Source organism: Enterococcus sp. UD-01 (assembly GCF_044909655.1).
GTDB lineage: Bacteria > Bacillota > Bacilli > Lactobacillales > Enterococcaceae > Enterococcus_L.
Genome location: NZ_JBIYEU010000001.1, coordinates 126,881 through 153,493 on the forward strand (window position 1 = coordinate 126,881; position 26,613 = coordinate 153,493).

25 protein-coding genes and 1 other annotated feature are annotated in these 26,613 nt (G+C 39.0%); of the genes, 15 read left to right on the forward strand and 10 right to left on the reverse strand.

Annotated features, from left to right (window positions below; all coding sequences use genetic code 11):
• The first annotated feature begins 7 nt into the window (after positions 1-7).
• The 4 genes from ABH902_RS00675 (at position 8) to sapS (ending at position 4,130) form a co-directional block, all read left to right on the forward strand.
• Positions 8-421, forward strand: a complete 414-nt coding sequence (locus tag ABH902_RS00675; RefSeq protein WP_404588602.1) for a cupin domain-containing protein — start codon at positions 8-10, stop codon at positions 419-421.
• Positions 422-506: 85 nt separating this feature from the next.
• Positions 507-2,261 carry a 1-deoxy-D-xylulose-5-phosphate synthase gene (locus tag ABH902_RS00680; protein ID WP_404588603.1) on the forward strand — a complete coding sequence of 585 codons (1,755 nt, stop codon included), beginning with the start codon at positions 507-509 and terminating at the stop codon, positions 2,259-2,261.
• A gap of 151 nt (positions 2,262-2,412) precedes the next feature.
• On the forward strand, positions 2,413-3,087 hold the full coding sequence (sapR, locus tag ABH902_RS00685; protein WP_404588604.1) for a two-component system response regulator SapR: 675 nt from the start codon (positions 2,413-2,415) through the stop codon (positions 3,085-3,087).
• Positions 3,088-3,101: 14 nt separating this feature from the next.
• On the forward strand, positions 3,102-4,130 hold the full coding sequence (gene sapS, locus ABH902_RS00690) for a two-component system sensor histidine kinase SapS (RefSeq protein ID WP_404588605.1): 1,029 nt from the start codon (positions 3,102-3,104) through the stop codon (positions 4,128-4,130).
• A gap of 220 nt (positions 4,131-4,350) precedes the next feature.
• Here the strand turns inward: sapS and ABH902_RS00695 are convergent, their stop codons facing one another.
• On the reverse strand, positions 4,351-4,674 hold the full coding sequence (locus ABH902_RS00695; RefSeq protein WP_404588606.1) for a hypothetical protein: 324 nt from the start codon (positions 4,672-4,674) through the stop codon (positions 4,351-4,353).
• 403 nt (positions 4,675-5,077) lie between these two features.
• Between ABH902_RS00695 and ABH902_RS00700 the strand changes: the two genes are divergently transcribed.
• Entirely contained in the window at positions 5,078-6,697 is a 1,620-nt protein-coding gene (locus ABH902_RS00700) for a penicillin-binding transpeptidase domain-containing protein (protein ID WP_404588607.1), read from the forward strand.
• A gap of 86 nt (positions 6,698-6,783) precedes the next feature.
• Here the strand turns inward: ABH902_RS00700 and efbA are convergent, their stop codons facing one another.
• Positions 6,784-8,478 (reverse strand): fibronectin-binding protein EfbA, encoded by a 1,695-nt coding sequence (gene efbA, locus ABH902_RS00705; RefSeq protein WP_404588608.1) that lies wholly within the window; start codon positions 8,476-8,478, stop codon positions 6,784-6,786.
• A 179-nt stretch (positions 8,479-8,657) separates the two neighbouring features.
• Here efbA and ABH902_RS00710 point away from each other — a divergent pair, with 179 nt between their 5' ends.
• Positions 8,658-9,602, forward strand: coding sequence for a haloacid dehalogenase-like hydrolase (locus ABH902_RS00710; RefSeq protein WP_404588609.1), 945 nt, complete (start codon positions 8,658-8,660; stop codon positions 9,600-9,602).
• A 139-nt stretch (positions 9,603-9,741) separates the two neighbouring features.
• Here ABH902_RS00710 and ABH902_RS00715 read toward each other — a convergent pair whose 3' ends face one another.
• Together ABH902_RS00715 and ABH902_RS00720 are read right to left on the reverse strand one after the other, a co-directional pair.
• Positions 9,742-10,866: a 5-methyltetrahydropteroyltriglutamate--homocysteine S-methyltransferase gene (locus tag ABH902_RS00715; RefSeq protein WP_404588610.1), complete on the reverse strand. Its 1,125-nt coding sequence runs from the start codon at positions 10,864-10,866 to the stop codon at positions 9,742-9,744.
• Positions 10,867-10,888: 22 nt separating this feature from the next.
• Complete coding sequence (locus ABH902_RS00720) at positions 10,889-12,001, reverse strand: 5-methyltetrahydropteroyltriglutamate--homocysteine S-methyltransferase (RefSeq protein ID WP_404588611.1); 1,113 nt, start codon at positions 11,999-12,001, stop codon at positions 10,889-10,891.
• A gap of 52 nt (positions 12,002-12,053) precedes the next feature.
• Positions 12,054-12,295: a binding site (T-box leader), on the reverse strand.
• 192 nt (positions 12,296-12,487) lie between these two features.
• Between ABH902_RS00720 and ABH902_RS00725 the strand changes: the two genes are divergently transcribed.
• The 5 genes from ABH902_RS00725 (at position 12,488) to ABH902_RS00745 (ending at position 16,802) form a co-directional block, all read left to right on the forward strand.
• Complete coding sequence (locus tag ABH902_RS00725) at positions 12,488-13,141, forward strand: hypothetical protein (RefSeq protein ID WP_404588612.1); 654 nt, start codon at positions 12,488-12,490, stop codon at positions 13,139-13,141.
• A gap of 103 nt (positions 13,142-13,244) precedes the next feature.
• Entirely contained in the window at positions 13,245-13,784 is a 540-nt protein-coding gene (locus ABH902_RS00730) for a GNAT family N-acetyltransferase (RefSeq protein WP_404588613.1), read from the forward strand.
• A gap of 348 nt (positions 13,785-14,132) precedes the next feature.
• Complete coding sequence (trpX, locus tag ABH902_RS00735) at positions 14,133-15,122, forward strand: tryptophan ABC transporter substrate-binding protein (protein WP_404588614.1); 990 nt, start codon at positions 14,133-14,135, stop codon at positions 15,120-15,122.
• 13 nt (positions 15,123-15,135) lie between these two features.
• On the forward strand, positions 15,136-16,023 hold the full coding sequence (locus ABH902_RS00740; RefSeq protein WP_404588615.1) for an ABC transporter permease: 888 nt from the start codon (positions 15,136-15,138) through the stop codon (positions 16,021-16,023).
• Positions 16,020-16,802: an ABC transporter ATP-binding protein gene (locus ABH902_RS00745; protein WP_404588616.1), complete on the forward strand. Its 783-nt coding sequence runs from the start codon at positions 16,020-16,022 to the stop codon at positions 16,800-16,802. Before ABH902_RS00740 ends, ABH902_RS00745 begins: the two co-directional genes overlap by 4 nt.
• A gap of 44 nt (positions 16,803-16,846) precedes the next feature.
• Here ABH902_RS00745 and ABH902_RS00750 read toward each other — a convergent pair whose 3' ends face one another.
• Complete coding sequence (locus ABH902_RS00750) at positions 16,847-17,299, reverse strand: threonine/serine exporter family protein (RefSeq protein ID WP_404588617.1); 453 nt, start codon at positions 17,297-17,299, stop codon at positions 16,847-16,849.
• 11 nt (positions 17,300-17,310) lie between these two features.
• The gene (locus ABH902_RS00755; protein ID WP_404588618.1) at positions 17,311-18,060 is read right to left on the reverse strand and encodes a threonine/serine exporter family protein; all 750 of its coding nucleotides are present in this window, start codon (positions 18,058-18,060) and stop codon (positions 17,311-17,313) included.
• Positions 18,061-18,303: 243 nt separating this feature from the next.
• Between ABH902_RS00755 and ABH902_RS00760 the strand changes: the two genes are divergently transcribed.
• Entirely contained in the window at positions 18,304-18,492 is a 189-nt protein-coding gene (locus ABH902_RS00760; protein ID WP_404588619.1) for a hypothetical protein, read from the forward strand.
• Positions 18,493-18,517: 25 nt separating this feature from the next.
• On the opposite strand, the gene ABH902_RS00765 is transcribed toward ABH902_RS00760, so the two are convergent.
• A complete protein-coding gene (locus ABH902_RS00765) occupies positions 18,518-19,288 on the reverse strand; it encodes a Cof-type HAD-IIB family hydrolase (protein WP_404588620.1) in 771 nt (256 codons plus the stop codon).
• 151 nt (positions 19,289-19,439) lie between these two features.
• Between ABH902_RS00765 and ABH902_RS00770 the strand changes: the two genes are divergently transcribed.
• Together ABH902_RS00770 and ABH902_RS00775 are read left to right on the forward strand one after the other, a co-directional pair.
• A complete protein-coding gene (locus ABH902_RS00770) occupies positions 19,440-20,159 on the forward strand; it encodes a winged helix-turn-helix domain-containing protein (protein WP_404588621.1) in 720 nt (239 codons plus the stop codon).
• Positions 20,160-21,620 (forward strand): ATP-binding protein, encoded by a 1,461-nt coding sequence (locus ABH902_RS00775; protein WP_404588622.1) that lies wholly within the window; start codon positions 20,160-20,162, stop codon positions 21,618-21,620. It begins immediately after the preceding gene.
• A 43-nt stretch (positions 21,621-21,663) separates the two neighbouring features.
• Here the strand turns inward: ABH902_RS00775 and ABH902_RS00780 are convergent, their stop codons facing one another.
• From ABH902_RS00780 to ABH902_RS00790, 3 genes are all read right to left on the reverse strand, one after another.
• Positions 21,664-22,221 (reverse strand): hypothetical protein, encoded by a 558-nt coding sequence (locus tag ABH902_RS00780; protein ID WP_404588623.1) that lies wholly within the window; start codon positions 22,219-22,221, stop codon positions 21,664-21,666.
• A gap of 11 nt (positions 22,222-22,232) precedes the next feature.
• Positions 22,233-22,943, reverse strand: coding sequence for a hypothetical protein (locus tag ABH902_RS00785; RefSeq protein ID WP_404588624.1), 711 nt, complete (start codon positions 22,941-22,943; stop codon positions 22,233-22,235).
• A gap of 110 nt (positions 22,944-23,053) precedes the next feature.
• Positions 23,054-25,165, reverse strand: coding sequence for an LTA synthase family protein (locus tag ABH902_RS00790; protein ID WP_404588625.1), 2,112 nt, complete (start codon positions 25,163-25,165; stop codon positions 23,054-23,056).
• Positions 25,166-25,409: 244 nt separating this feature from the next.
• On the opposite strand from ABH902_RS00790, the gene ABH902_RS00795 reads away from it, so the two are divergent.
• On the forward strand, positions 25,410-26,582 hold the full coding sequence (locus ABH902_RS00795; protein WP_404588626.1) for a class I SAM-dependent rRNA methyltransferase: 1,173 nt from the start codon (positions 25,410-25,412) through the stop codon (positions 26,580-26,582).
• Positions 26,583-26,613: the final 31 nt, after the last annotated feature.

Here is a 26,613-nt window from a genome sequence, read left to right on the forward strand (position 1 = left end):
AAAAATCATGGCTAAATTTGAAGAAATTAAAAATGGAGTTATTTTTCCGGTCGGAGCGAAAAATGATGCTTATGCGCAATATTTTATTGGCCAAAGCTATTTGGAAATGCTGGCAGCAGCTCCCAATGGTTCCGTAAATGTTGGTAATGTCACCTTTGAACCTGGCTGTCGTAATCATTGGCATATTCATCATGATGGCTATCAGCTACTGTTGGTGACTGGCGGAGAAGGTTGGTATCAAGAGGCTGGACAAGCACCGCAATTTCTAACGGCTGGTGACGTGGTAATTATTAAAGAAGGCATCAAGCATTGGCATGGCGCGACAAAGGAAAGCTGGTTTGCCCATATTGCTATTACTGCCGGAACCTCAGAATGGTGCGAGCCTGTAACCGATCAAGAATACGACCACTTAGAAAAATAAAAATTAAAGTAAAAAATATTTTTTGACCCTTGACTTAGAGTTGACTTCAAGGAGTATGATAGAAAGGTAAGAAAGGGGCAGTTTTATGTTGTTAGAAAAAATTCAAAGTCCGCAAGACGTAAAAGGTTTAACGAAGGCAGAACTACATACACTTGTGGCAGAAGCGCGAACAGCTTTACTTCAAAAAATCAGTCATCATGGCGGTCACAGTGGGCCAAATTTAGGCGTGGTTGAAATGACTGTGGCTCTTCATTATGTATTTGATTCACCAGTAGATAAATTTATTTTTGATGTATCACATCAGTCTTATATCCATAAGATGTTGACAGGACGCGCACAGGCATTTCTTGACGGCGCACATTATGAGGATGTTTCCGGTTATACCAATCCTAAAGAAAGTGAACATGATTTATTTACAGTCGGTCACACCTCCACGTCACTTTCCTTAGCAAATGGTGTAGCTAAAGCCCGTGATTTAAAAAAAGAAAAGGGCAACGTAATTGCTGTGATCGGTGATGGCTCATTATCGGGAGGCTTGGCTTACGAAGGGCTAAATAATATCGTAGAACAAGGAACGAATACAATTGTGATCGTCAATGATAACGATCAGTCGATTGCCGAAAATCATGGCGGAATTTATGACAATTTACGTGCCTTGAGAGAAGCAAACGGGAAGGTTGAGCATAATTTTTTCAAAGCACTCGGTTTTGAGTATTATTATCTTGATGCCGGCAATGATTTGACTGCTCTGATTGACCTGTTTGAGCAAGTGAAAGATGTTGAGCATCCTGTTTTACTTCACGTGCATACCATCAAAGGAAAGGGCTTCAAGTTCGCTGAAGAAAACCGTGAAAAATTCCATGCAGGGGGTCCTTTTAGCTTAGAAACCGGCGATTATCTAGGTGCTAATGGACAAATGGAAACTTATAACAGTATTACGACCGATTTCTTGCTGAAAAAAATGGCCGCTGATCCTAAAGTAGTTGCTGTAAATGCTGGTACTCCCATGGTTCTCTTTAATGCAGAGCAAAGAAAAAAAGTCGGCAAGCAATTTGTTGATGTAGGAATTGCCGAAGAACAGGCAGCTACGATGACGGCTGGACTCGCTAAAAATGGTGCAAAGCCAGTTTGGGCTGTTTTTTCAACCTTTATGCAGCGGAGCTACGATCAAATTTCTCATGATTTAGCCTTAAATGATTTGCCGGGAACAATTCTGGTCTATTCCGCATCTGTAAATGGTATGAATGATGAAAGTCATATAGGTATATTTGATATTCCGTTTTTAAGCCATATTCCCAACTTAGTTTACTTAGCGCCGACTTCAAAAGAAGAGCATTTGGCTATGCTTGAGTGGTCGATTGAACAATCAGAGCATCCCGTAGCGATTCGCGTACCGGTAGGGCCAGTAAAAGAAATTGGCTATAAGGATACTACAGATTATGGCAAACTTTACAAAAATCAAGTAAGGCAAGCGGGAACCAATGTTGCTCTTATCGGCATCGGTAATTTTTATCATTTAGCAGAAGCAGTCGCTGAAGAGTTGGCTGCAAAGCATGATATAAAAGCTACCTTAATTAATCCCAAATTTATCTCTGGACTAGATACTGCGCTGCTTGATCAATTAGAATCAGCCCATCAAGTCGTTGTGACACTAGAAGATGGTATTCTGGATGGCGGATATGGTCAAACCGTGGCCAGCTATTTAGGCAATTCTGGGCTTAAAGTTCAAAATTATGGTTTAGACAAAGCTTTTCACGACCGCTATAAAACCGCGGAACTATTAGAAGAAAACGGGCTAACGGTTGCCAATATCACGAATAACATTATCGCAGCCTTATAATGAAGTAAATGTAAACTATGAAAAGCTGTTTCAAGCGGTTTTTTCATAGTTTTTTTGTTTTCTTTCTCAGAAATCGGCTAAAAGTCCTATATGAATGACGAATCAATTCTGATAAGGTAAAATAGAATCAGCAATTACTGGAGGAAAAACAATGGCGAAGATAATGATCGTAGAAGACGAAGCGACGATACGTGAACTAATCAGCGAAGAATTACAAAAGTGGCAGTTTGACACCTTTGGCACAACGGATTTTAATCAAGTGCTGGATGACTTTCAACGAGAAGAGCCTCAATTGATTTTAATGGATATTAATTTGCCTGTCTTTGATGGCTATTACTGGTGCCAAAAGATTCGGGAGGTTTCCAAGGTGCCGATTATTTTTATTTCCAGCCGCAATACCAATATGGATATGATTATGGCGATGAATATGGGAGCAGATGACTTTGTCACTAAACCATTTCAAGTGGATGTGCTAATCGCAAAAATCAACGCCTTGCTGCGCCGTTCTTATAATTACTCAGAAGTGGGCAGTGAAGTAATGACACACAACGGCATCACGCTGAACGTTGACAATGGAAGCATGGAAATTAACGGTGAAGTCATAGATTTAAGTAAAAATGAATACCGATTATTGTATATTTTAATTAAAAAGCACGGGAAGATTTTAACGAGAGAAAAGCTTTTACGGGCTTTATGGGAGGATGAGCGGTTCGTTGATGATAATACCTTAACAGTCAACATCAATCGTTTGCGCAAAAAAATTGAACAGGCGGGGATTCAAGGCTATATTGAAACCAAGGTTGGACAAGGCTATATCGTCCCTTAGAAAAGGAGCAGCGTATGACATTTTTTAAATATTTAAAGGATCATTGGCTGTTATTGATCGGCTGGTTCTTTTTTATTGGCGTGACTTGTTTTGTTTTGTGGCTTTCGCCTGATATGGTGATTAATTTTTCAGTGATCGGGTATTTGATCTTATTGCAAAGCTTGTTTTTACTTTTATTTTTAACGATTGATTATTCATTAAAAAAGCGTTGGTGGCAGTCGTTGGATCTTTCCGATCAGCCGCCATCCCTGCAGCATTATCTGAGTGAGGCAACTAATGAATCGGAAAAGTTAGCACAAGACTATATCAACGGGTTATTGGTTGAACATCAGCAGGTGATCCAGCAGGCGATTGACAATCAACAGGATCAAAAGGATTATATTGATTCCTGGGTTCATGAAATTAAGGTGCCGCTGGCAGCCGTTAATTTACTGATGCATTCTGTGGAAGATGATATTCCAGAAAAGAAATATTATCTTTTGGAAAATGAATTTACTAAAATAGACGAATATGTGGAACAGGTTTTATATTATGCCCGATTGGACAGCTTTTCCAGAGATTATTTAATTCAAGAATATTCTTTAAAGGAAATTGTGCAGTCTGTTATTCGTACGCAGGGAAATTACTTTATTCAAAAAAATCTGCAGTTTTCTCTTGAAGGAAGCGATCAAACAGTATTAACAGATGCGAAATGGGTCGCATTTATTTTTAGACAGCTGGTTAGTAATGCGATAAAGTATACGCCACGTGAGGGTAAAATAACTGTAACGATTTCAACAACCAAAGAGGGTGTCTGGCTGTTATTAAAAGATACTGGCATTGGGATTGCCAAGGAAGATCAGCGCCGTATTTTTGATAAAGGCTTTACTGGTGAAAATGGACGCATGAGTGAACAGCATTCTACTGGTTTAGGCTTATATCTGGCTAAAAATTTAGCGGATAAATTAGGACATCAGTTGACAGTAGAATCAGTGGTAGGGCAAGGAACAACCATGAAGCTGCTGTTTCCTTTTCTAAGTTACTTTAATGAGCGCAGATCTTGAGCAATGAACGTAAAAACAAATAATTTATAAAGAAACAGGTGGGCGGGACAAAACTAAAAAACAGTTTTGTCCCGCCCACTACTTACGAATAAACGGTGGCCAAAAGTCAGGTTCTTCAGCAATTTCATAAAATCCGATCAATATAAAAAGCATATTGTTCGTCTTTTACTCCAATTGCTCGAACCTAAACGACTTTTGGCTCAACCTCCTTTATATCGTTTTATTTTACTTTCTCGTAATCAATGAGATACGACCCCAATGCGGATTCTACAGCCTTAATTTTTACGATTAATTCATCGCCGGCCTTAACTTTGGGATTTTCGGATGAAATAAAATTCAAATGCTCGCCGGCTTGAATTGTATGACCAAGAGGACCGTCTTCGATAAATTCCGTTACTTTGATTTTTACGGTTTTACCTTTTAGATCTTTTCCGTCATTTAAAGCCGCTTCTGCCTTCTCTTCAGTATAATCAGGCTTAGACCCACAACCAGTAAAAGAGATGATCACCAACAATGCAACTAAAATCGTTCCTAATTTTTTCATTTCCATTCTCCTTTATTTAAATATATAGTACAGAAATGATTATATCACAAAAAGTTAGGTAAACATTGTTAAGTTTTGCTACTAATATTATTTCAAAATTATTTTAATACATATCTTGAAAAGCTAATTTTTCTTTAAGTTAATACAGAAGTTCCTGAAAAATGTCAAAGGTTGCATTATAGTAATAGAAAAGGACAAGGGATGTTGAAGGAGAAATGAAAAAATAAAAGAGCGCTTAAAAAAACAACGAACGACTACGGAGAATCGGAAAAGGGTAGGGATAACGTTATTACTGTTAACGTTTCTCCTATTCTTTCTATTCACAGCACGATTCACTTATATAGTAGCAACAGGAAAAGTAGCAGGAGTATCTCTCGCTGAAAAAAGTAGAGAACTTTATACTGTGAATGAGGCAATGGATGCCAAACGTGGTTCGATCTATGATAAAGCCGGCAATATATTGGTGGAAGACTCGATCGCCTTTTCATTATATGCAGTTTTGGATCAGAATTATACTGATTTAAATGGGAAAAAATTGTACGTACAAAAAAAGGACTGGCAAACGATCGCTGCTATTTTTTCCGAGCATCTGTCGATAGATCCGCAAACAACACTTAAACAATTAGAGCCGAGAAATAACAGTGAAGGAAAAGCGATTACGACTGTTGAATTTGGACTACAAGGGAAAAACTTGAATTTTGAAACAAAAACAAGTATTGAAGAAGCGCTAAAGCAAAAAAAAGTGACGGGTATTTTTTTTAAAGAGGAAAAAGAGCGCGGCTATCGCGTGAGCAACTTTGCTTCAAATTTTATCGGTGTGACGACAAAAGAAAACAAGCAGGAAGAAACGGGCATTATAGGAATCGAAGAAGCATATAATAAACAACTTTCGGGAAAAGACGGCTTTAGAAGCTATCAGAAACATTCGGCTTTTGGTGATGTAAAACCGGGTAGCGTCAAAGAAACAACGCCTGTTAACGGTACTGATATCTATACTACTTTAGAAAGTAGTCTGCAACTATATTTAGAGGAATTACTGGATCAAACTGTACAGGAATATTCGCCGGAAACAATTACTGCAACTTTAATGGAAGCTAAGACCGGTAATATTATTGCGACCTCGCAACGGCCTTCTTTTGCTTTGGATACGCGTAAAGGTCTCGGTGAAAATGAGTTCAGCTGGCGTAATATTTTACTGGAAGATATGTATGAACCCGGCTCAACGATGAAAACGATGATGACTGCTGCGGCTCTTGAAGAAAATAAGTTCAATGAAACTGAAGTATTTCCATCCGGTAATATTAACGTGGATGGCAGTAAAATTAATGACTGGAATGCTGGCGCAGGAGAAGGAGATATGACCTTTCGTCAAGGTTTTGCTTGGTCAAGTAATGTGGGCATGGTGACACTGCAGCAGCGTATGCCTGATCTTTGGCAGGAATACATGAAAAAATTCGGGTTTGGTCAGTCAACGAATTTCGGCTTATCCGGAGAAGCGATGGGCAAGATTCAAAATCAGACAACGGTTGACCGCGCGATGACTTCTTACGGACAAGGTATTTCTGTGACACATTTACAAATGTTGCAGGCCTATACAGCGATTGCTAACGGCGGTAAGATGTTGAAGCCTAATCTAATTAGTAAGACGATCACAGCCGACGGGAAAACGACTGTTGTTGAACCGCAGGTGATTGGAACACCAATATCCGCTAGTACAGCCAAAAAGATGCTGTCTTATATGAAAGACGTAACGACGGATCAAAAGTATGGCAAAGGGCAGGAATATGCAATTGAGGGAATCAATGTTTCAGCCAAAACAGGTACTGCTGAGTTTTTTGAAAACGGCAGCTATCAGAAACAGGAATACTTGCACTCTGTAGTGACTATTACACCGACGGAGGATCCTAAATATATATTTTATATGACGATCAAAAAACCGACGTTTACGGATGCATCAGCCAATCAGATTATTGCCAAAGTCGCAAACAACTTAGTCCAGCGAGCGCTGATTTTACGTGAATAAGTACGAGTGTGAGACAAAAGTAAAGAACACTTTTGCTTCACACTCTAAACACGATTAAATGGCTGCTTCTGTCCCGACCTCGTAGTTTATTTTTTCAATTCTTGCACCAGTGCTTCATCTGGAGTCACAAAAAGCGTTTTTTGCTTTTCATAAATCACGTAGCCGGGTTTAGCGCCGTTTGGTTTATGAACATGTTTGACTTGTACATAGTCAACCGGAACTTGGGCGGACATTCGATATTTTGAATAATAAGCCGCCAGCTTAGCAGCTTCCAGCAATGTTTCTTCAGAAGGCTCATTATCTTTAATGATGACGTGTGAACCCGGAATATCTTTGGCGTGTAGCCAGATATCCGTTTTTTTGGCTGTTTTTAACGTGAGTTGATCATTTTGCAGATTATTCCGACCAACTAAGATTAAAGTGCCATCTGTTGATTGAAATTCATCCGGCTGACTTTTTTTTGCCTGTTTTTGTTTTTTTGCAGAACGCTTTTTAACATAGCCCTGAGCCAGCAGTTCTTCACGAATGGTTTCAATATCCATAGGACCGGCAATTTCCAACTGAGATAAAACCGATTCCAGATAATTGATTTCCTGATTAGCCTGCTCGATTTGCGTTTTGACTACTTTCACAGCATTTTTGAGCTTTTGATATTTTTGGAAATATTTTTGAGCATTTTGGTTCGGTGTTAGCGCCGGATTTAGCTTAATTGTTAAAGGGCGGTCTTCGTCATAATAATTGGGTAGCTCGACTGCGTTGGCGCCTTTAGGAACCTGCGCCATAAAGGTTGTTAGCAGCTCACCATCGCGCCGGAAGTTTTCGGCTAGTTCAGTATCTGCTAATGTTTGCTTTAGTTTGACCACTTTACTTTGGTTTCGCTTTAATTCATTTTCAATTTTGCGAATCAGCTCGCCGCCTTGTTGCTTCACACGATCCTTTTCGGCTTTTCCACCATAAAAGGCATCCAGTAATTGACTAAATGAATCAAAATAGCGCTCTTTTCCAGCTAGAGAACGGAAGGATAGCGGCGTGAAATAATCTTTCTTAGCTGTTTCCGTTAAAGTCGGTACCGCTTTGGTATGAATTTCCGTCCAAAAGGCATCCCAGACCTGCATTTTTTCATTTTGTCGTTCATTTAAACGAAAAGCTAATTCATCGGCAGTATCTTTACCTAAGCCTTGAAAATGAGCTTGCAAATACTTGCCGTTTAGATCATCTGCCTGAGAAAGCAAAGCAAAGACTTTTTCTTTGCCGGCATGAAAAGGGTTCAGCTGTTCTTGATGAGGCGGCTCCAAATAAGTGACGCCCGGTAATAAAGAACGGTAGCTGTTTTGAGAGCTGCCCACATGTTTGATCGCATCGAGGATCTTATTATTTTCTTTGTTGAGTAAAACAATGGTACTGTGTCGGCCCATCAGCTCAACAACAAGAACAATATTTTGCAGGTCGCCGAGTTCATCTCTTTTTGTAAAATGAAAGTGTACGACCCGATCGTTTTCAATTTGGAGGATTTCTTCCAGAATTGCACCTTCTAAAAATTTCCGCAGCATCATTACAAAATTCGGCGGTGTATCGGGATTAGTATAAGCAATTTCTGTTAATTGAATCCGTGCATAGCTTGGATGAGCAGATAATAATAATTTATGATTTTTTCCCTTTGAGCGGATCACAAGTATAATTTCATTTTCATAAGGCTGATGAATTTTTGAGATTCGTCCGGAAGCTAGTGTGTCAGATAATTCTGCCACCATTTTATGTGTAAATACGCCATCAAATGACATAAAACATCCCTCGTTTCTGTCTACATAATAGTCTTATTATAACGGAGATTCCTGCAATAATAAAGAAAGCGGGGCATAAAGCTAAAAGAATGTGATAGTGTCTCATCAAACAGGAAGATGTCTGCGCTTTCTAAAAAAGTTTAGTATAATAAAAACAGAGAATAAAAGGAGGTCACAAAATGGTCAAAAGATTAATCAGTGCGAATTATAGCGAAGTAGCAAGCATGTCTTCCGCTGAGTTAAAGCAGTCCATCAAAGCCAGTGAAGGGCGGACAATCCTGTCGGAGAACGTAGTTATGGGGGCACCGCAGGCTGGTGATATCAGCAATGCCGAGGTGGCTGCGGCGTTTGGAGCAGATTTACTTTTGTTAAATGTGTTTGATTGCTTTAATCCAATTGTACAGGGAATTCCGGGAATGTCGCCGGCAGAGGTACTGACTTATTTGCAGGAGCCGGCAAAAAATCAAATCAATCCGATTCCTATTTTAAAAAAACTAACAGGGCGTCCAATTGGAGTGAATCTAGAACCAGTCGATGAAGCTTCGCCTATGTTTAGTGATAAGTTGACTATTTCCAAAGGACGGATGAGTTCAAAGGAAACCTTTAAAAAAGCGGAAGCGCTTGGCGTAGATTTTATTTGCTTAACAGGAAATCCAGGCACTGGCGTGACGAACGCAGCTATTGCACAAGCCGTTGCAGTGGCAAAGGAAAATTTCTCTGGCTTAATTATTGCTGGTAAAATGCATAGCGCAGGCTCAGACGAACCAGTGGTTTCCAACGAAGCGGTTAGAGCGTACGCTGCAGCAGGTGCGGATATTCTGCTATTACCAGCTGTTGGAACAGTTCAAGGTTTTACGGAAGAAGATATGCGGGCGGCCGTGAAAATTGCCAAAGAGGCGGATTTGCTGACGATGTCTGCGATTGGCACTAGTCAAGAAAGTGCATCTAAAGAAACCATTCGCCAAATAGCTTTACTGAACAAAATTTGTGGCGTGGATATTCAACATATTGGCGATGCTGGCTATGGCGGCTTAGCACCTGCTGAAAATATTTACGAAATGTCGCTGACAATTCGCGGAATGCGTCATACGATTAATCGGATGGCTCGTTCCATCAATCGTTAAAAGCAATAGTGGGCGGGACAAAACTAAAAAACAGTTTTGTCCCGCCCACTTCTTACGAATAAACGACTTTTGGCTCAACCTCTTTCCTGCGATTAGTCAAGATTGGAAATTTAACGCTTGTTATCGCAAGTTTTTTTATTTATTCCGCGTCATTCCAGACCTTTTTAGCTGTATCAATCACCAATTTTATTTTAGCCCATTGTTGTTCTTCGGTTAAATAATTGCCTTCTTCTGTAGAAGCAAAACCGCATTGAGGAGAGAGGCAAAGATTTTCCAAAGGAACGTAGGTTTGAGCCTCTTCAATCCGCGCTATTAAGCTTTCTTCAGCTTCTAGCTCAGGAAATTTTGAAGTTACTAAACCTAAAACGATTTTTTTAGCAGGTCCATTTTCATGAATTTTTGCCAAGGGGGCAAAGCCGCCGGAACGATCGTCATCATATTCCAGGAAGTAACCGTCAATTGCTAATTGTGCCAGATAATCAGCAACGTGATCGTAAGGACCGGCAATTGCCCAGTCAGATTTGTAATTGCCGCGGCAAACGTGCATTGTGATGGTTAAGTCTTCAGGTAAATCCTGTAAAAGCAAGTTCACTACAGCAACACCGGCTTCACAATGATGGCGCCATTTTTGGATTTCGTCCTCTGAGGTTGCTTGTTCAATAAAACCAGTATACATGCCCCACGAAGTATCATCCAACTGCAAGTAGCGACAGCCAAGCTCATAAAATTTCAAAATCGTTTGACGATAAGCCGCTGCTAAATCTTCGATAAAGGTTTGTTCATCTGCATAAATGTCGTGAAAAACAGCTTCACTTTTCCGATTAAATAACAAAGTGGGGGAGGGGATGGTTGCTTTCGCTAGAATCCCTTGCGGTGTTTGCTCTTGTAAAAAGGTAAACGCTGCAAAGAAAGGATGCTCGGGATTATAAGTGATTTTGTCCACGACTGTGTAAGAACCGGCTCTTGTTTCCCCATGATGAAAATTGTAGCCGGCTTCCGGTTTAGTTTCAACAACACCGTTTAATCCCCAAAGAAAATCTAAATGCCACCAACTGCGGCGAAATTCACCGTCAGTTACAGCTTTCAATCCAGCAGTTACTTGTTGCTGCACCAATTCTTTAATGGCCTGATCTTCTGTTTCTTTTAGCTGTTGAGCTGTAATTTTATCAGCGTAAAATTGCTCTCTGGCCTCTTTTAATGCAGCAGGTCGTAAAAAACTACCTACATGGTCATAACGGAAAGGGATTTCTTTAATTGTAGTCATTGTAGTTCCTCCTTTTTAATGGTTACGCATCATCCCAAACAGATTCTGCGATCGTTTTGACAAGTCGAATTTTTTGCCATTGTTCTTCTTCTGATAAATGGTTGCCCTCTTGTGTAGAGGCAAAGCCACATTGCGGAGATAAGCAAATTTGTTCTAAAGGAACAAATTGAGTAGCCGCCTGAATACGTTCCTTGATCACTGCAGGTTCTTCAAGTGTTCCTTGCTTTGTCGTAATTAGACCTAAAACAATTCGCTGATCCTTGAGGTGCTGCAAAGGTTCAAAGCCGCCGGAGCGATCATCATCATATTCTAGGAAAAAGCCGTCAAATTGTTCGATGGAGAAGAGATTTTTAGCAATTTTTTCATAAGAGCCATTATACAGCCAATGCGATTGGAAATTGCCCTTGCAAAAGTGGAATGTGACAGCGAGATCCTTGGGCTTATTGGCTAAGGCTTGTTCCGTTACTTCCTGAAAATCCTCCAGCAGTTGATCCGGATTCAAGCCATTATTTGTAATAAGGGTTCTGAATCGTTCATCGAACAAACCGCCCCAGCTCGTATCATCAAGCTGCAAATAACGACAGCCGGCATCATAAAACGCTTGAATTGCCTGTTGATAAACTGCAATCAAATCTTGCTTAAAGACTTCAATTGAAGCATACACTGGCTTTTCATGGTAGTGCTTAGACAAAATAAGTGAATCTAAAAAGATCATATTCGGTCCAGGAATCGTTTGTTTGGCTAAAAGGGGTGCCGCATGCTTTTGGGTAAAGCGGAAATGCTCTAAAAAAGGATGATCAGCTGGAAAGGCCAATTTGTCGCTGACATAAGTGCCCTGAGCGTCAGTTGTAATGCCAAAAGCAGTTGTTTGAAAATCATATACGGTAATACCATCTAGTGCCGCGATAAAATCCAAGTGCCACCAGCGACGACGGAATTCACCATCCGTCACAGCGTGAAGGCCAAGCTCCTTTTGCTTTTGAATCAGCGCAATAATTTCCTGATCTTCAATCTCTGTCAAAGCCTGTTTAGTTATTTTCCCATTATTAAATTCCTGGCGTGCTTTTTTCAATTCGGCGGGCCGTAAAAAACTGCCGACGACATCATACCGATACGGTATTTGCTTGTTTCCCATTTATCATCCCTCCATAATTTATATAAAAAAAAGCCCTTTACTTTTGCATAAAGTAAAGGACGAAATAGACGTGGTACCACCTTTTATTTGAAAAACTCTCACAAGCTTTTCCTTAATGGGTAAAAAAATCTGCATACCCAGACGCTATAATGGGCGTTCCCAGCATTGGCTTACCAAAGCTCACCAATCCATACGAAAAGGCCATCTTCCTATTTTTTCCAATTATCTCTTTTCAGCAACCGAGACTCTCTCATGAATTTTCTAAAATAGTACTCTTCTTTTCATCGTATTTTAATCTTTTGTTTATTATCTTAGAGTATAGGTGAGTGATATCTGTTTGTCAACTGTAGAATAAAAGAAATCTGTCAATTTGTGAATCTTTAAAAATATATTTATTGAAAAAAATAACGACCAGAATTTATTATGCTGGGAAAAATTAACAATTATTAGTATAATAAGCCTATAAGGTAAAAAGGAGAATCGAATGTGAATGAAAATTTAACAAATATCATTAATTTTTTAAATAAACGGAGAAAATTAGCAACTATTCTTATAGGCGGAATCATTCTTTTGTTTATTGGTTTCGTTTTAATTATTCCGAAAGTTCAGGCGACGATTCGCTCGTCAGAAATTCAATCGCTAGTTCAATCTGAAAAGCTTAATAAAAAAGCGAATTATCTTGATCCGAGAACGGCAGACGAATTAATTCGTACCAAGCCTGCAATGACTGTTCTTTTTTCTGTTCCGCATGGTAAAACCTATGATGAGATTCATGCTATTTTAAAAGACGATACTAAGATGAAAGAGTTTACTCACAGTATTTATCTTTATCCAATGGTTTATAATGTTGACGAAATAGAAAAGAAATATAATGTAAAAGAAAATGAAGTGACCGTTATATTCTTTGAAAATGGAAAAGAAAAAAATAAATATCAATTAAAGACTGACACGGATGTTAAAGCTTCGCTAATCTCTACGTTAAACCAAATGCCGATGTCTACGATGATTGAGCCGACGGTGCCGCAAGTAAAGCCTAGTACAGCAACAGCCACTATCACTGAAAGCAGTAACCAGGAAAATTCATCCAGCAGCCAGTCATCCGTTGAGCAAACAAATCCGGCTGATTATTCAGCTGAGTAATGATTGTAGAAAGAAGGGGTAATGATGAAAAAATTTATTCTCGCCTGTTTAGCAGAAATATTTATGTTAAAGCCAAGTCCTGTCTATGTAAGAAGTAAGCGGCATGAGCAATAAGGATCAGTTTACGAAAAAGAGGACTCAGCCTGAAACTGGGTCCTTTTTGAACACACTAAAGCCGAAAAAAATCCGCATTAATGAGCGATTACGACTGGTTTCATTTGAAAGTATCCGTCCAGAATCTTATCCTTGGTATCAAGATCCGGAGAGCATGAAAAATATTGTGGGAAAAGCGGTCTGTTATACTAAAAAACAAATTGAGCAAATGTATCAATGGCAAAATAAACACGGCTGGCTGTATTATATTGAATACAAGCAAAAGGAATATTTTCAAACAATTGGAGATGTCTGGTTAGGGGAAGATGATTATGCCCTTGTTTTGGACAAACCATTTTGTGCCCAGCATATTGGCCGTAAAGTAACCAAATATTTTATCCAAAAATCACAGCACTTGGGCAGAGATTATTTTTTGGTAAGCGAAATCTTTAACTGGAATACCGCCTCACAAAAAATGTTTACGCGGTTGAACTTTTATCCTTATAAGGAAAATCAAGACAGCTGGAGCTATCGAAAAAAATTGTTTTAGTCGGAAATGCTGATTTATGCAAATTTAGACTTGACGAACAAATTAAGAGTGTTGTAAACTGTTTTTAACAGAAAACTATAGGAGTGATTACATGAAACAATTATCTAAACGACCACAATTGAATAGTTCATGGCAAAACTGGCGTAGATAGTTGTATGTATGATGCTCTCATAGATACAACTTTAGAAGGCAAATTCTAAATTTTGTATCTATGCTGGTTTATTCAAAGTGAATTTATGACCGCATAGACGCTCAATCTATGCGGTCTTTGTTATAGAACAACGACTGCTCCTATTAGGATTTGTCGTTTTTTTTTTTGTTGATATTGTCTAATTTGGAGGGATAAAAATGAAAATTAATCGATTACATGTGGCGGTTCTCGTCATTCTGGTCTTTTTGGCAGGCTCATTTTTTGTAGACGCCAAGCAACAAACAAAAGCACAGCTGCCTACAGTCGGCGTACTGCAGTTTGTCAGCCATCCAGCCTTGGATCAAATTTACAAAGGAATTCAAACCGGTCTCAAAGAGTCTGGTTACGAAGATGGTAAAAATATGCGCATCGTTTTTCAAAATGGTCAAGCAGATCAAAGTAAATTAACTACCATGAGCCAACAATTAGTTCAAGAAAAGAAAGCAGACGTTTTGATTGGTATTGCGACACCAGCAGCACAGGCTTTAGCAAATCAAACAACCAAAACACCGATTGTTTTAGGTGCTATTACTGATCCGCTTAGCGCAGGACTAGTGAAAAGCAATGAAAAGCCCGGGGGTAATATTACCGGTGTCAGTGATAAATCACCCGTTGATGCGCAATTTGATTTAGCCGTGTCACTATTACCGAAAAGTAAAACAGTAGGTATTTTGTACGCTTCTTCAGAGGAAAATTCAAAATACCAAGTCGCAGAAGCTAAAAAAGCAGCTGAAGCTAAAAAATTAAGCGTCAAAACCTACGCGGTTCCATCAAGCAATGAAATCGCTCAAACGGTTCAAGTAATGGCTGGTGAAGTGGACTTTATTTATATCCCAACGGACAACACGATTGCCAATGCAATGCAAACGGTAGTAAACGAAGCGGATAAAGCCAAAACGCCGATCATTCCATCTGTCGATACTATGGTGGAGCAGGGCGGACTGGCGACAGTCGGCATTAATCAGTTTGAGTTGGGTGTGCAGACTGGCAAGATGACTGCGGATATTCTGGAGGGACGTTCCAAACCAGCATCTACGCCGATTTACACCTTTAAAACAGGTGATATTATTATCAATCAAAAACAAGCGAAACAATTAGGAATTACTATTCCCGAAAAAATCGCTTCAAAAGCAAAAATTGTAGAATAAAGGAGAGAAAAAAATGATTGTTTCAGCGATCGGCCAAGGCATGCTTTGGGCAATATTAGGGTTAGGCATTTTTATGACTTATCGAATTTTGAATTTTCCGGATATGACGACAGAGGGATCTTTTCCGCTGGGAGGCGCAGTGTGTGTCACTGCGATTACTTCGGGTGTTCATCCAGTTTGGGCGACTTTGTTAGGGGTTCTTGCTGGAATGTGCGCAGGCTTAATCACAGGTCTGCTCTTTACAAAAGGTAAGATTCCAGTTATCTTGGCAGGAATTTTAGTAATGTCAGGGCTGAATTCGGTCATTCTTTATATTATGAAAACACCGAATCTTTCATTGTTAAATCAGCCAAAAATTCAAGACTTTTTCGTACAGTTGAATTTACCGGATTATTACGACATTGTTTTCTTAGGCTTTATTTTTCTGGCGATCATCATTGGATTATTACTGTTTTTCTTCAATACAAATTTAGGACAGGCCTATATTGCCACTGGAGATAATGAACATATGGCTCGTTCAATCGGGATTAAAACAGATAATATGAAAATTTTGGGTTTAGCGTTATCTAATGGAGTGATCGCTTTGTCCGGTGCTTTAATCGCTCAAAATGATGGCTATGCAGATGTTAATAAAGGAATTGGCATTATCGTAATCGGACTTGCTTCGATCATCATTGGCGAAGTATTGTTTGGGGAATTAACTTTTGCAGAACGTTTAGTTGCTATTGTTGTGGGAAGTATTATTTATCAGCTATTGATTTTGGCGGTTATTAAGCTAGGTTTTGACACGACGTATCTTAAAATCTTTTCAGCAATTATCTTGGCGCTATGCTTGATGATTCCACAGCTTAGAAAAGCGCTGAAATTACATCTATTACCAGAAACGGGGGCGAAAAAATGAGTGCGATACTAGAATTAAAGCACGCATCCAAGCATATTGATAATGGGTTGAATGAGACGAAAACCATTTTGAATGACATTGATTTAACGATCAATCAAGGCGAATTTGTTACTGTTTTAGGTGGGAATGGCGCTGGCAAAAGTACATTGTTTAACAGTATTACCGGAACGATTGGATTAAGTGAAGGCGAACTTTTCATTAAAGGAGAAAATATTACCGCTTATTCTGAAGAAAAACGTGCCCAGTATTTTTCAAGAGTCTTTCAGGATCCTAAGATGGGAACAGCGCCACGTATGACAGTAGCGGAAAATCTATTACTGGCTATGTACCGCGGTCAAAAAAGAGGGCTGCGTTTAAGAAGAATCAATGAGCACAGAGAATTTTTCACAAAAATTTGTGGTGAAGTTGGAAATGGCTTGGAGCAGCATTTAGAAACTCCGGCCGGCAATTTATCGGGGGGACAAAGACAAGCGTTAAGCCTTTTGATGGCTACACTCACGAAGCCGGAACTATTGCTGTTGGATGAGCATACGGCTGCACTGGATCCCAAAACCTCCAAGCAATTGATGCGCTTAACTGATCAGCGGATTCAAGAAGGTCAGTTGACCTGCCTGATGATTACCCACCGCATGGAAGATGCGCTTCATTATGGCAATCGCTTAATTGTACTGCAAAAAGGCCGTATAATTAAAGATCTAAACCAAACGGAAAAAGCTGCGCTCACTTTGCAGGATCTTTTACTATTTTTTGAAGAAGAACCGGAATTAGCCTTAGATTAAATAAACAGCTGCCGTTTTCCAGCATCAGGAAGTCGGCGGCTGTTTTAAATTATTTTTCTGTTGGAACGATCCAATAAGCGCTTCAGTAGTCGCTCTACAATTCCGGTTACCATAAAGCCAGCCGCAATTGCGCCGGCAGTCATGACTACTTGAATCATAGAATGAATCCCAGTAACATAGTCACCCAAAACAATATTTCTAACGGCTTGATAGGCAGGGCCGCCCGGAACTAAAGGGACTAAGCTGGGAATATTGAAAATGGTTAACGGCATCTTCTTGGTACGGGAAAAGAGAATACTCATTAAACCAATCCCAATCGCGCCTAAAAAATTCGCGAAAATTTCTCCGCCGTCAGCTTGCTTCACGCCATAAAAAATCATCCAGCCAACTGTCCCTGTTATACCGCAAGCGTGCAGCAAGCGTCGGGGAACATTTGTAATGATGCCAAAAGTTACTGTACTAAGATAACTAAATAAGCAATGAATGATAACTGTCATTGTCTTTCTCCTCACATAAATAATTTAAACACAATCGCAATCCCGGTTCCAATTGCGCCGGCAACAAAAAGCGCTTCTGTCCCGCGAGCCGTTCCGCTAAGTAGATGTCCGGCTAGAATATCTCTAAAGGCATTCGTAATCGCTACACCGGGAACTAAAGGCATGACTGCACCAATAATAATGTTGTCGATATTTTGAGCAAGTTGAAAAGTCACGGCAAGATACGCCAGCAGACCAATCGTAAAGGCCGCAAAAAAATCATCTAAAAACTTAATTCTCAGCCATTTCTTTGTCAAAAGTGCAACATAATAGCCTGCCATTCCTATAATAAAGGTGGCGCCAAAATCAGACCAGCTGCCTCCGAAAATGTACATTAAGGTACAGCTGACAATACCAGCCGCCAAAACTTGGAGCCAAAGATGATACGTAGGTGCTTCAAGATCAATATGACGTAAACGCTGGTTTAATTCTTTCAGAGTGATTTTCTTTTCGGCGAATTTTCGGGAAAGATTATTGACGATGGCAACTTTTTCAAGATTAATACTGCGTTCACTGACATTTTCTAATTGCGTGTAATTGCTGGAGCGAAAGCCCATAAATAAGCCGGTTGCTGTTACGTAGCTGACGCTTTCTTTTTGGCCGGCATTTTCGGCAATTCGGTTCATAGTATCTTCTACCCGATAAACTTCTGAGCCGCTTTCAGTCATAATTTTACCAGCCATTAAGCAGGTATCCAGCAGTAATTGGATCTGTTCATTCATTCAGTCATCCTCCTTCAACTTAAATAAAACGATAAAGTAAGTGTATCATTCTTTGCTTCAGATGAAAATAATTGTCTAAGCGGATGAGCGAAGTGCCAAAATGATAAGTGCTTTATTTTCATTTAAGAATTCTAAAGAAACACTAAAAAAACATTGGAAACTTCACAGATTGTCAAAAGAGACTTGCATTTCAAAAGTAAAAGTCCTATCCTTAAATTAATCAATCGAAGGAGTCTTGATATTATGGATAAACAATGGTCACTTCATGCAGTAAGTAGTCTGATTTTACTAGTGTTGCTAAAGCGCACACTCGATCAGGGACATGCAGGCCTAAGCATTCTTTTACTGCTTATCTTACTGATACAAGTGACAGGAACAATTATCTGTGTACATCAAAAAAGACACAAAAAAGGAATCCCATCTTCTAAATAGAAGTGGGATTTTTTGGTATATTACATTAAATCAGATCGAAATGCTGCAGGGCGTGAACAATGCCGCCTTCCGTATTTTTTTTGGTCACATAGCTTGAGCGCTCTTTTAGTTCAATTCGGGCATTGCCCATCGCGATTTTGTGTTGACAAGCGTCAAATAAAGCTAAATCATTGATGCCATCGCCAAAAGCATAGGTGGGAACCTTCGGCAATACTAAGGTATTCAATAAATTTTTTACCCCTGAGCCTTTGGAAACTCCTTTTCTAACTGTATCGATGGAATAGGGACCATTCCGGTAAAAAGTCATCTCCGGAAAGTGTTCTAAATAATGCTCATCGCCGTCTTCTGACAAAACCAGCATCATATTCACCGTTTTATCGGCAAAGGAAGGATCTATTTCAGGCACATCAGAATGAATGTAAGCGTAGGCGTTCTTCAAAATCTCACTATGACCTGAGCACCAAATGTGCTGATCATTGTAAAAAGCTAGTTCGTGTCCCATTAAAGAAGCATGCTGACTCATTTTCTGACATTCTTCCAAAGAGAATTCATCAGAATAAATCTTTTCTCCAGCGACTTGAATAAATTGTCCGTTCATGACAATGGCAGAATCAATCCCGCTTGCCTGCATGATTGGTTTTATTTCAACTAATGTGCGGCCGGTGGCAATCAGCGGCAGTACCTGATTTTCTTTTAAGCGCGTGATTGCGTTTGTAATTTCAGGGGTAATTTGAGAATGTGCATCTAATAAGGTGCCGTCTAAATCAAAAAAAGCAACTGCTTGGATATTTTCCATAAAGTTTCAACGTCCTTTCCAGTCCTTATCTTATCAAAAATTGAATAAAAGACAAAGCTTTTTTGAAGAAAGATAGAAGTTATTGGTGCAGAGTTAAATTTAGAGTATAATATTACTGACGTTAAATTTGAAAAGAAAGAGGCGAAGTGTAATGAATGTACTAATGATCGAAGACAACGAATCCGTATCTGAAATGATGCAGATGTTTTTCTTAAATGAAGGCTGGGATGCAGCATTTAAATATGATGGCAAAGAGGGCTTGGATGCTTTTTTGGAAAATCCTGAAAAGTGGGATATGATTACATTAGACCTGAATTTGCCAACGATGGACGGGATGTCTGTTTGTCGGGAAATACGTAAGGTCTCCAGCACGGTGCCGATTATTATGCTGACGGCAAGAGATTCAGAAAGCGATCAGGTCATTGGCTTAGAGATGGGGGCGGATGATTATGTCACCAAACCCTTCAGTCCTTTAACCTTGATTGCCCGCATTAAAGCCTTGCATCGCCGCTCTGAAATAGGCGAGCATTTGGCGGAAAGCACTGAACAATCTGATGAACAGTTTGATGTTGCGACAGAGCATTTTAAAATGAATACCAAAACCAGAGAAGCCTATCTGGATGATAAGCTGATCGACGGCTTAACTCCTAAGGAATTTGATCTGCTTTACACCTTAGCGAAAAAACCGCGTCAGGTCTTTTCAAGAGAGCAGCTGCTTGAAATGGTTTGGGATTATCAATATTTTGGAGATGAACGAACCGTTGATGCGCATATCAAAAAATTGCGCCAAAAAATTGAAAAAGTTGGTCCACAGGTGATTCAAACAGTTTGGGGAGTGGGTTACAAATTTGATGATTCCGGAGTGGTTTAAATGAAATATTTGTATCAGCAGCTACTGGCTTTTTGGGGCGTCATTATTTTGATTATCCTCATTGTCGGGACCTCATTTACTCAGCTGACTAAAAAGACCATGCAGGATACGAATTATGAGCAGCTGCGCGGTTACGCAATTTCTGCTTGGCGTTCGAAGGATTCGATTAATCCGCTGCCGGGGATGAGCGATCAGGATATTATTAACACCTCGTTTCATTTGTTTGAAGGATTTTTGAGTTCTCAAGATGTGCAGTTCGTTTTTTTGAATCGCGATATGGAAATTCAATATCCGGAAAATGCGGACAAGACGATTGATAAAACATTAATTAAGGCAAACTGGAAAGGCTTAATGAGCGGTAATGAAGAATATGTGACTGTCAATAAGGATATCTACGGCGAAAAAAATATGTCATCCTACGTGATGTTACCGGTTTTGGCTAACTCCCAATCAGGTGAGAATACCATCGTTGGGGCATTGGTGATTTCACAGCCGGCTAAAAACGTTTCAGACAGTGTGAGTGCCATTACGGCCAATCTCTTTAAAGGTTTTATTATTTCTAGCATTGTTGCGCTGATGTTAAGTTATCTATTTGCCAGCTTCCAGGTGAAAAGAATTAATCGCATGCGTAAAGCGACAAAAGAGATTACAAGTGGTAATTTTGATATAAAATTAGTAACGAATGACAAAGATGAATTTGATGATTTGGCTGAAGATTTTAATAAAATGGCCGAGTCATTAAAAGAATCACGTGAGGAAATCGATCGTCAGGAAGAACGGCGACGCCAATTTATGGCAGATGCTTCACATGAAATGAGAACACCATTGACAACGATCAATGGTCTCTTGGAAGGATTGCAGTATAATGCGATTCCAGAAGGACAACGGGAAAATGCCATTAAGCTGATGCAAAATGAAACCTCGCGTTTAATCCGTCTGGTAAATGAAAATCTCGATTATGAAAAGATCAGAACGAATCAAATAAGCATTGTCGTAAAAAAATTCAGCGCTACTGAAACGCTAAAAGATATCTTAACACAGCTGGAAGCAAAAGCTGAATCGGCTAATGATCAACTGATCCTAGATACAACGGAAGAAATTGATGTATTTGCTGATTATGATCGTTTTGTGCAGATCATGGTTAATATTATCCAAAATGCTATTCAATTTACGCAAAACGGTGAGATTCATGTGCAAGTTCAAAAGGGCTATTTAGAAACGATTATTTCTATTAGCGATACTGGCATCGGCATGACGCCAGAGCAAGTTCAAAATATTTGGGATCGCTATTACAAGGTTGATCCATCCCGCAAAAATACCAAATATGGCGAATCCGGCTTAGGATTATCAATTGTGGAACAGTTGGTACGTTTGCATAAAGGGAAAATTAACGTTCAAAGTGAAGAAGGGAAAGGCACAACCTTTACAATCTCTTTCCCTGATATTGAAATTGAAGAATAAAAAAAGCGTAATGATTGTCTTGAAGACATTCATTACGTTTTTTTCATGCAGTGATTGACTTAACAATATTGTCAATATAGGGACTTTCAGCGATTTGTAGATCATTAGTGAAGACGAGAATCGCTTTATTTTTTTCTTTTGTTATTCGTTGGAGTAGAGGAAGCAGCTCTTGTTTTTGACCAACACTAAGCTGTTGGAAGATATCGTCTATAATAATTAGATCCTTTTCGCTTAATAAGAACTGAACTAGCTGTAATTTGATGCGTTCAAAGCAAGTCAACTGTTCCTCCTGTTTATTAAGAACAGCCGAAGACAAGCCTACATAAGTAAAATAATCATTTAAAAGCTGCTTTTTTTGCTTTTCCTTAGCTGTAGAACCGATGAAGAGGTTATCTCGAATAGAAAGATAAGGAAAAAAAGTATTTTCAGAAAGAATAAAACCTACTGCCAATTCCTCTTTCAGCGAAAAGGTTTCGTCAATCAAAAAATAGAAATCTGCATGTAATTCACTTTGATCTTCCAAAAGAACCGTAATGTGCTGCTCTTGTACGATTTCTTTTATTTGCTCTTGTGAGAGAGGAGAGTTTACAGTAAAATTCATACGCTCACATCCTAAATCTGTTTTTTTGCTTTCTTTATAAAATAATACGTAAAAAGAAATGTAATGATGCTAGTTAAGCCAATGAGGTAACAACCATTTATGCTTAAAGCTCTGATAATTGCCGAACCACTTAGATTGTTAATATTTAAAGAAAAGAAGTGGACATTACTGTTTAACATAGATAAATTAGTAGCGCTATTCTCGGCAGAGGAAGCTTCTTGAGAAGAGAAAATCGACAACGGTTTTAAATCAATCCATTTTGACAACCAAGGCCGCCCAGACATCAAGAGATATTCATATGTATGTTGAAAAACAGCTAAAAGAATCATCATGAAAAACAAACTGGTAATGACAGGAATCAAACTTTCAATGATGGACTGTTTGACGATGAAGAAATTAGAAAAACCAACGAGACGCCATTTCATGAAATCCTGTTCCTTAGCTTTAATAAAAAATACGATACAAAGGCTTAACGCCAAGCTACCTAAGAGCAGCAGTATAAAATAGGCTGCATAATAAAATTGAATCGTTTTATGATAATTAGTGAAGTAATTTGAAACACTGATCCATTGATTTAGCTGACGATAAATAGCTCTTTCCAGATCGATGATATTTAACATACTGGTAGCTGAAAATAAAAAAATAGCAGAAGTTAAGCCAATGCCTACAGCCATTTTTTTATGATAAGACACGCTGGCAAGCGCATATCGAAAATTAGTCAAATGTATTCACCTCTCACTGAATATCAGTATAAAAGAAGAATATGAATTAATTATGAAAAAGCTTTAAAAAAGCTTGAGCAAACGCCCAAGCTTTTATGATTATTTTTGGCTTATTTTTTTTCTGCTTTTTGATACCCTTGATACGTATTCGTGTGGTATTCATTCACCGTAGAGGTATTATTATTTTGACTATAGACGCTGGTTGATTTATCGCCTTTGTCAGCTTCAATTTTTTCTAATTTCTTCAGCTGATCCTTATAGTTATAATCATCAGGATTTACTGGTGTTAAGCCGCTATTAGTGTAGAAACGGAGCAGATCGCCGTTGGTTGTTTGATCCGACATCTTCAGTTGTAAATCTACTTTTTCTTTTAAGGCATCGGCTTCTTGTTTTTGCTGATCTGTTGGCTCGGAAATTAATTGACCGGTACTTGTATCATAAATACTTGAGCCAATCATTGTATATTTTGGAGAAACATAGTTGCCGTTTCTGAAAGCAACCAGCTGTTCATGATCTTTAGAGAATAAATCTTGTCCCATTTGGATGTAGTTCTTGGTATCCACGCCTAGTAAATGTAAAAGGGTAGGCAAGGCATCAATTTGACCGCCATAAGTATGATTAATACCGCCGTTGGTTTGACCAGGAATATGAATCATGTAAGGAACTCGTTGCATTGTAGAATTGTCAAAGTCGTTCCAATCTGATTTTGATTTGCCGACAAGTTCAGCCAAATCTTGGTTTCTTGAGTTTGATACACCGTAGTGATCTCCATACAAGACAATTACTGATTTTTCATATAAGCCGGATGACTTCAAGTAATTGAAGAATTCTTCTACTGCTTTATCTAAATAGTTGGCAGTTGCGAAATAGCCGTTAATAGTTTCGTCCGATGTTTGAGCCATCGGGAAGCCAGCTTCATCATTCGTAAATTGTGAATATGGATAGTGATTGGAAACAGCAATAAACTTAGAATAAAACGGTTGTTGCAAATGCTCCAGATACTGCACAGACTGTTGGAAAAATGGTTTGTCATGCAAGCCGTATTGGAACGAATTATCTTCATTAACGTCATAGTAAGAAGCATCAAAGAAATTATCATAACCTAAATGCTTGTAAGTTTCATTACGGTTCCAGAAGTTGCCGGCATTCCCGTGGAAAGCTGCGCTTGTATAGCCCGCTTCCTGACTTAAAATAGCAGGGGCAGCTTCAAAGGTATTTTTACCACCAACCTGAGTAAATAGAGAACCTTGGTCTAAACCGAATAATGAATTTTCAAACATCGTTTCAGCATCACTAGTTTTTCCTTGTCCTACTTGATGGAAGAAATTATCAAAGCTGTAAGTACTATTACTATGGAAAATGCTGTTTAGGAATGGTGTGACTTCATGCTCTACACCATTTTCATCTTTTAATTTATAGTCAATTAAAAATTGTTGGAAGCTTTCTAAATGGATATAAATAACGTTTTTACCTTTGGCGATGCCGAATGTATCTGGATTAGGTGCTGCATAGTGATTTTTCACATAATCAGCTACAGCGTCCATATCATTTTCACTGGCTTCGGCACGAACCTGATTCGTTTGGTACGTCGTTACGCCATCATAGACGGTAAAGGCGTTTAAGCCCAAGAATTTAACAATATAGTCACGTGAAAATTGACGAGTTAATAATTGTGTACGTGCTGTTTCAGCTAACGTAAGGTTTGCTGCGAAAAACAGGGCGGACAATAAGCTGACGGAAACAGCTATTCTGGCACGGACAGGACGTTCTTCCATCTTGATCTTCTTAGTAATTAATAAAGCGGCAATAACAATAAAATCGATCCAGTAAAGGACATCGTAAGGTCTAAATAAGCGTAAGGCACTTTCACCAAGTCCGCTGGCAACCTTGCCGGCACCGAGCATTGTATTTACGGTAATAAAGTCGGTAAACTCACGATAATACACGACATTGGCGAATAATAACAAGCTAAGTAAAAAGTAAATAATCATTAAGGTGATATACGACGCTTTTTTACGGCGAACATACAACGCAATTGCTAATAGGAAAAAAGTAGAAGCAATCGGATTAATGAAGAGAATGAAGTATTCAAAGGCATTCTCAATTCTCAAATTAAAATCAATCAGGTAAGCAAATATACTTTTTACCCAAATTAACAGTGCGACAAAACCAAAGAGGCCTAGACGCGTATTTAGAAAGTTAGGGGTTTTTAAATTTTTCAAAATAAACGTATCCTTTCATCGTTCAAAATCTTAGATAAATTGAATAAATGTTTCACAAATCATACATATACTCTTGTAATTTTACTCTCTACGCATTTCGATGTCAATTTAAATCAAGGCTGTAGCAGCTAAAGTTAAGAGAATTTTACCTTTTTTAAAAATTTGTCAGAAAAGTCAAGACGACAATTTAGCTATTTTTTGTTATACTAGCCAAGAATGTGAAATTAAGCAAAGGATGTTACGAATGAAGCTAACACTAACAAAAAAATCAGAAAAGAAATTCAAACGCGGTTATCCGCTTATTCGTACCGAAGATTTAACAGAAGTACCGAGAACTTTGCCGAACGACTGGATCGATTTTGTTGACAGCAAAGGTCAAGTTGTTGCTGCAGGTTACCTGGGAAAACAAAACAAAGGTATCGGCTGGCTGGTTAATTGGCAAGGTCGGATTGATGCTGCTTTTTTACAGACACTTTTTACAGCCGCTAAGCAAAAGCGGCAAAGCTACGAGAATGATGAGCTGGTGACGGCCTTTCGTTTATTTAACGGAGAAGGCGATGGTTTCGGCGGGCTGACGATCGATCGCTATGGAGATTATGCGGTTTTTTCATGGTACAACCAAACGCTATATGAGAAAAAGGAACTGTTGGTAACTGCGTTTAGACGCGTCTTTCCAGAAATCATCGGCGCTTATGAAAAAATTCGTTTTTCTACGGAGCCTTTACCTGAATCTCAAAAGTTATTTGGTGCGGATGCACCTGAACCGCTAATTGTTTTAGAAAATGGTGTCCGTTATGCTACGTATTTAAATGACGGATTGATGACCGGCATCTTTTTAGATCAGAAAGAGGTGCGTCAGCGCTTAGTAGAAGGAGCTGCTGCTGGCAAGAGTCTCTTAAATATGTTTAGTTATACAGGGGCGTTTTCAGTTGCTGCGGCAATGGGCGGAGCAAGTACAACCACAAGTGTGGACTTGGCAAAGCGCAGTTTGCCGAAAACAACCGAGCAATTTGCCGTAAATGATTTGAATTCAGCGGATCAAAAAATTGTCGTAATGGATGTGTTTGAGTATTTCAAATATGCTGCCCGGAAAAAGCTCCAGTATGATGTCATCGTTCTTGATCCGCCTAGCTTTGCCAGAAATAAGAAAAAAGTATTTTCAGTTGCTAAAAATTACGGTGACTTGGTTTTGTCAGCCGTGGATCTTTTAGCAGAAAAGGGCTTATTGATTGCTTCAACAAATGCTGCGAATATTACTCTGGAAAAGTACAAAGCAATGATCGTGCAGGCTTTAGATGAAAAAGGCGTTCGCTATCGCTTTAGGGAAATCTATCAATTACCAGCTGATTTTCAAACGACCCCAACTTTTGAAGAGGGCAATTACCTAAAGGTCTTCTTTATTGAAATTGAAAAATAAAACTATTGGCCACAAAAGATAATCAGACTTT

Bases quoted from the DNA above. Each gene is read 5' to 3' on its own strand.
- ABH902_RS00770 (WP_404588621.1), top strand. From the start codon at position 19,440: ATGAATGTACTAATGATCGAAGACAACGAATCCGTATCTGAAATGATG.
- ABH902_RS00745 (WP_404588616.1), top strand. From the start codon at position 16,020: ATGAGTGCGATACTAGAATTAAAGCACGCATCCAAGCATATTGATAAT.
- ABH902_RS00710 (WP_404588609.1), top strand. From the start codon at position 8,658: ATGGTCAAAAGATTAATCAGTGCGAATTATAGCGAAGTAGCAAGCATG.
- ABH902_RS00730 (WP_404588613.1), top strand. From the start codon at position 13,245: ATGAGCAATAAGGATCAGTTTACGAAAAAGAGGACTCAGCCTGAAACT.
- ABH902_RS00695 (WP_404588606.1), bottom strand. From the start codon at position 4,674: ATGAAAAAATTAGGAACGATTTTAGTTGCATTGTTGGTGATCATCTCT.
- trpX (WP_404588614.1), top strand. From the start codon at position 14,133: ATGAAAATTAATCGATTACATGTGGCGGTTCTCGTCATTCTGGTCTTT.
- ABH902_RS00740 (WP_404588615.1), top strand. From the start codon at position 15,136: ATGATTGTTTCAGCGATCGGCCAAGGCATGCTTTGGGCAATATTAGGG.
- ABH902_RS00675 (WP_404588602.1), top strand. From the start codon at position 8: ATGGCTAAATTTGAAGAAATTAAAAATGGAGTTATTTTTCCGGTCGGA.
- efbA (WP_404588608.1), bottom strand. From the start codon at position 8,478: ATGTCATTTGATGGCGTATTTACACATAAAATGGTGGCAGAATTATCT.
- ABH902_RS00765 (WP_404588620.1), bottom strand. From the start codon at position 19,288: ATGGAAAATATCCAAGCAGTTGCTTTTTTTGATTTAGACGGCACCTTA.
- ABH902_RS00715 (WP_404588610.1), bottom strand. From the start codon at position 10,866: ATGACTACAATTAAAGAAATCCCTTTCCGTTATGACCATGTAGGTAGT.
- sapS (WP_404588605.1), top strand. From the start codon at position 3,102: ATGACATTTTTTAAATATTTAAAGGATCATTGGCTGTTATTGATCGGC.
- ABH902_RS00795 (WP_404588626.1), top strand. From the start codon at position 25,410: ATGAAGCTAACACTAACAAAAAAATCAGAAAAGAAATTCAAACGCGGT.
- ABH902_RS00720 (WP_404588611.1), bottom strand. From the start codon at position 12,001: ATGGGAAACAAGCAAATACCGTATCGGTATGATGTCGTCGGCAGTTTT.
- ABH902_RS00680 (WP_404588603.1), top strand. From the start codon at position 507: ATGTTGTTAGAAAAAATTCAAAGTCCGCAAGACGTAAAAGGTTTAACG.
- ABH902_RS00775 (WP_404588622.1), top strand. From the start codon at position 20,160: ATGAAATATTTGTATCAGCAGCTACTGGCTTTTTGGGGCGTCATTATT.
- sapR (WP_404588604.1), top strand. From the start codon at position 2,413: ATGGCGAAGATAATGATCGTAGAAGACGAAGCGACGATACGTGAACTA.
- ABH902_RS00760 (WP_404588619.1), top strand. From the start codon at position 18,304: ATGGATAAACAATGGTCACTTCATGCAGTAAGTAGTCTGATTTTACTA.
- ABH902_RS00750 (WP_404588617.1), bottom strand. From the start codon at position 17,299: ATGACAGTTATCATTCATTGCTTATTTAGTTATCTTAGTACAGTAACT.
- ABH902_RS00780 (WP_404588623.1), bottom strand. From the start codon at position 22,221: ATGAATTTTACTGTAAACTCTCCTCTCTCACAAGAGCAAATAAAAGAA.
- ABH902_RS00755 (WP_404588618.1), bottom strand. From the start codon at position 18,060: ATGAATGAACAGATCCAATTACTGCTGGATACCTGCTTAATGGCTGGT.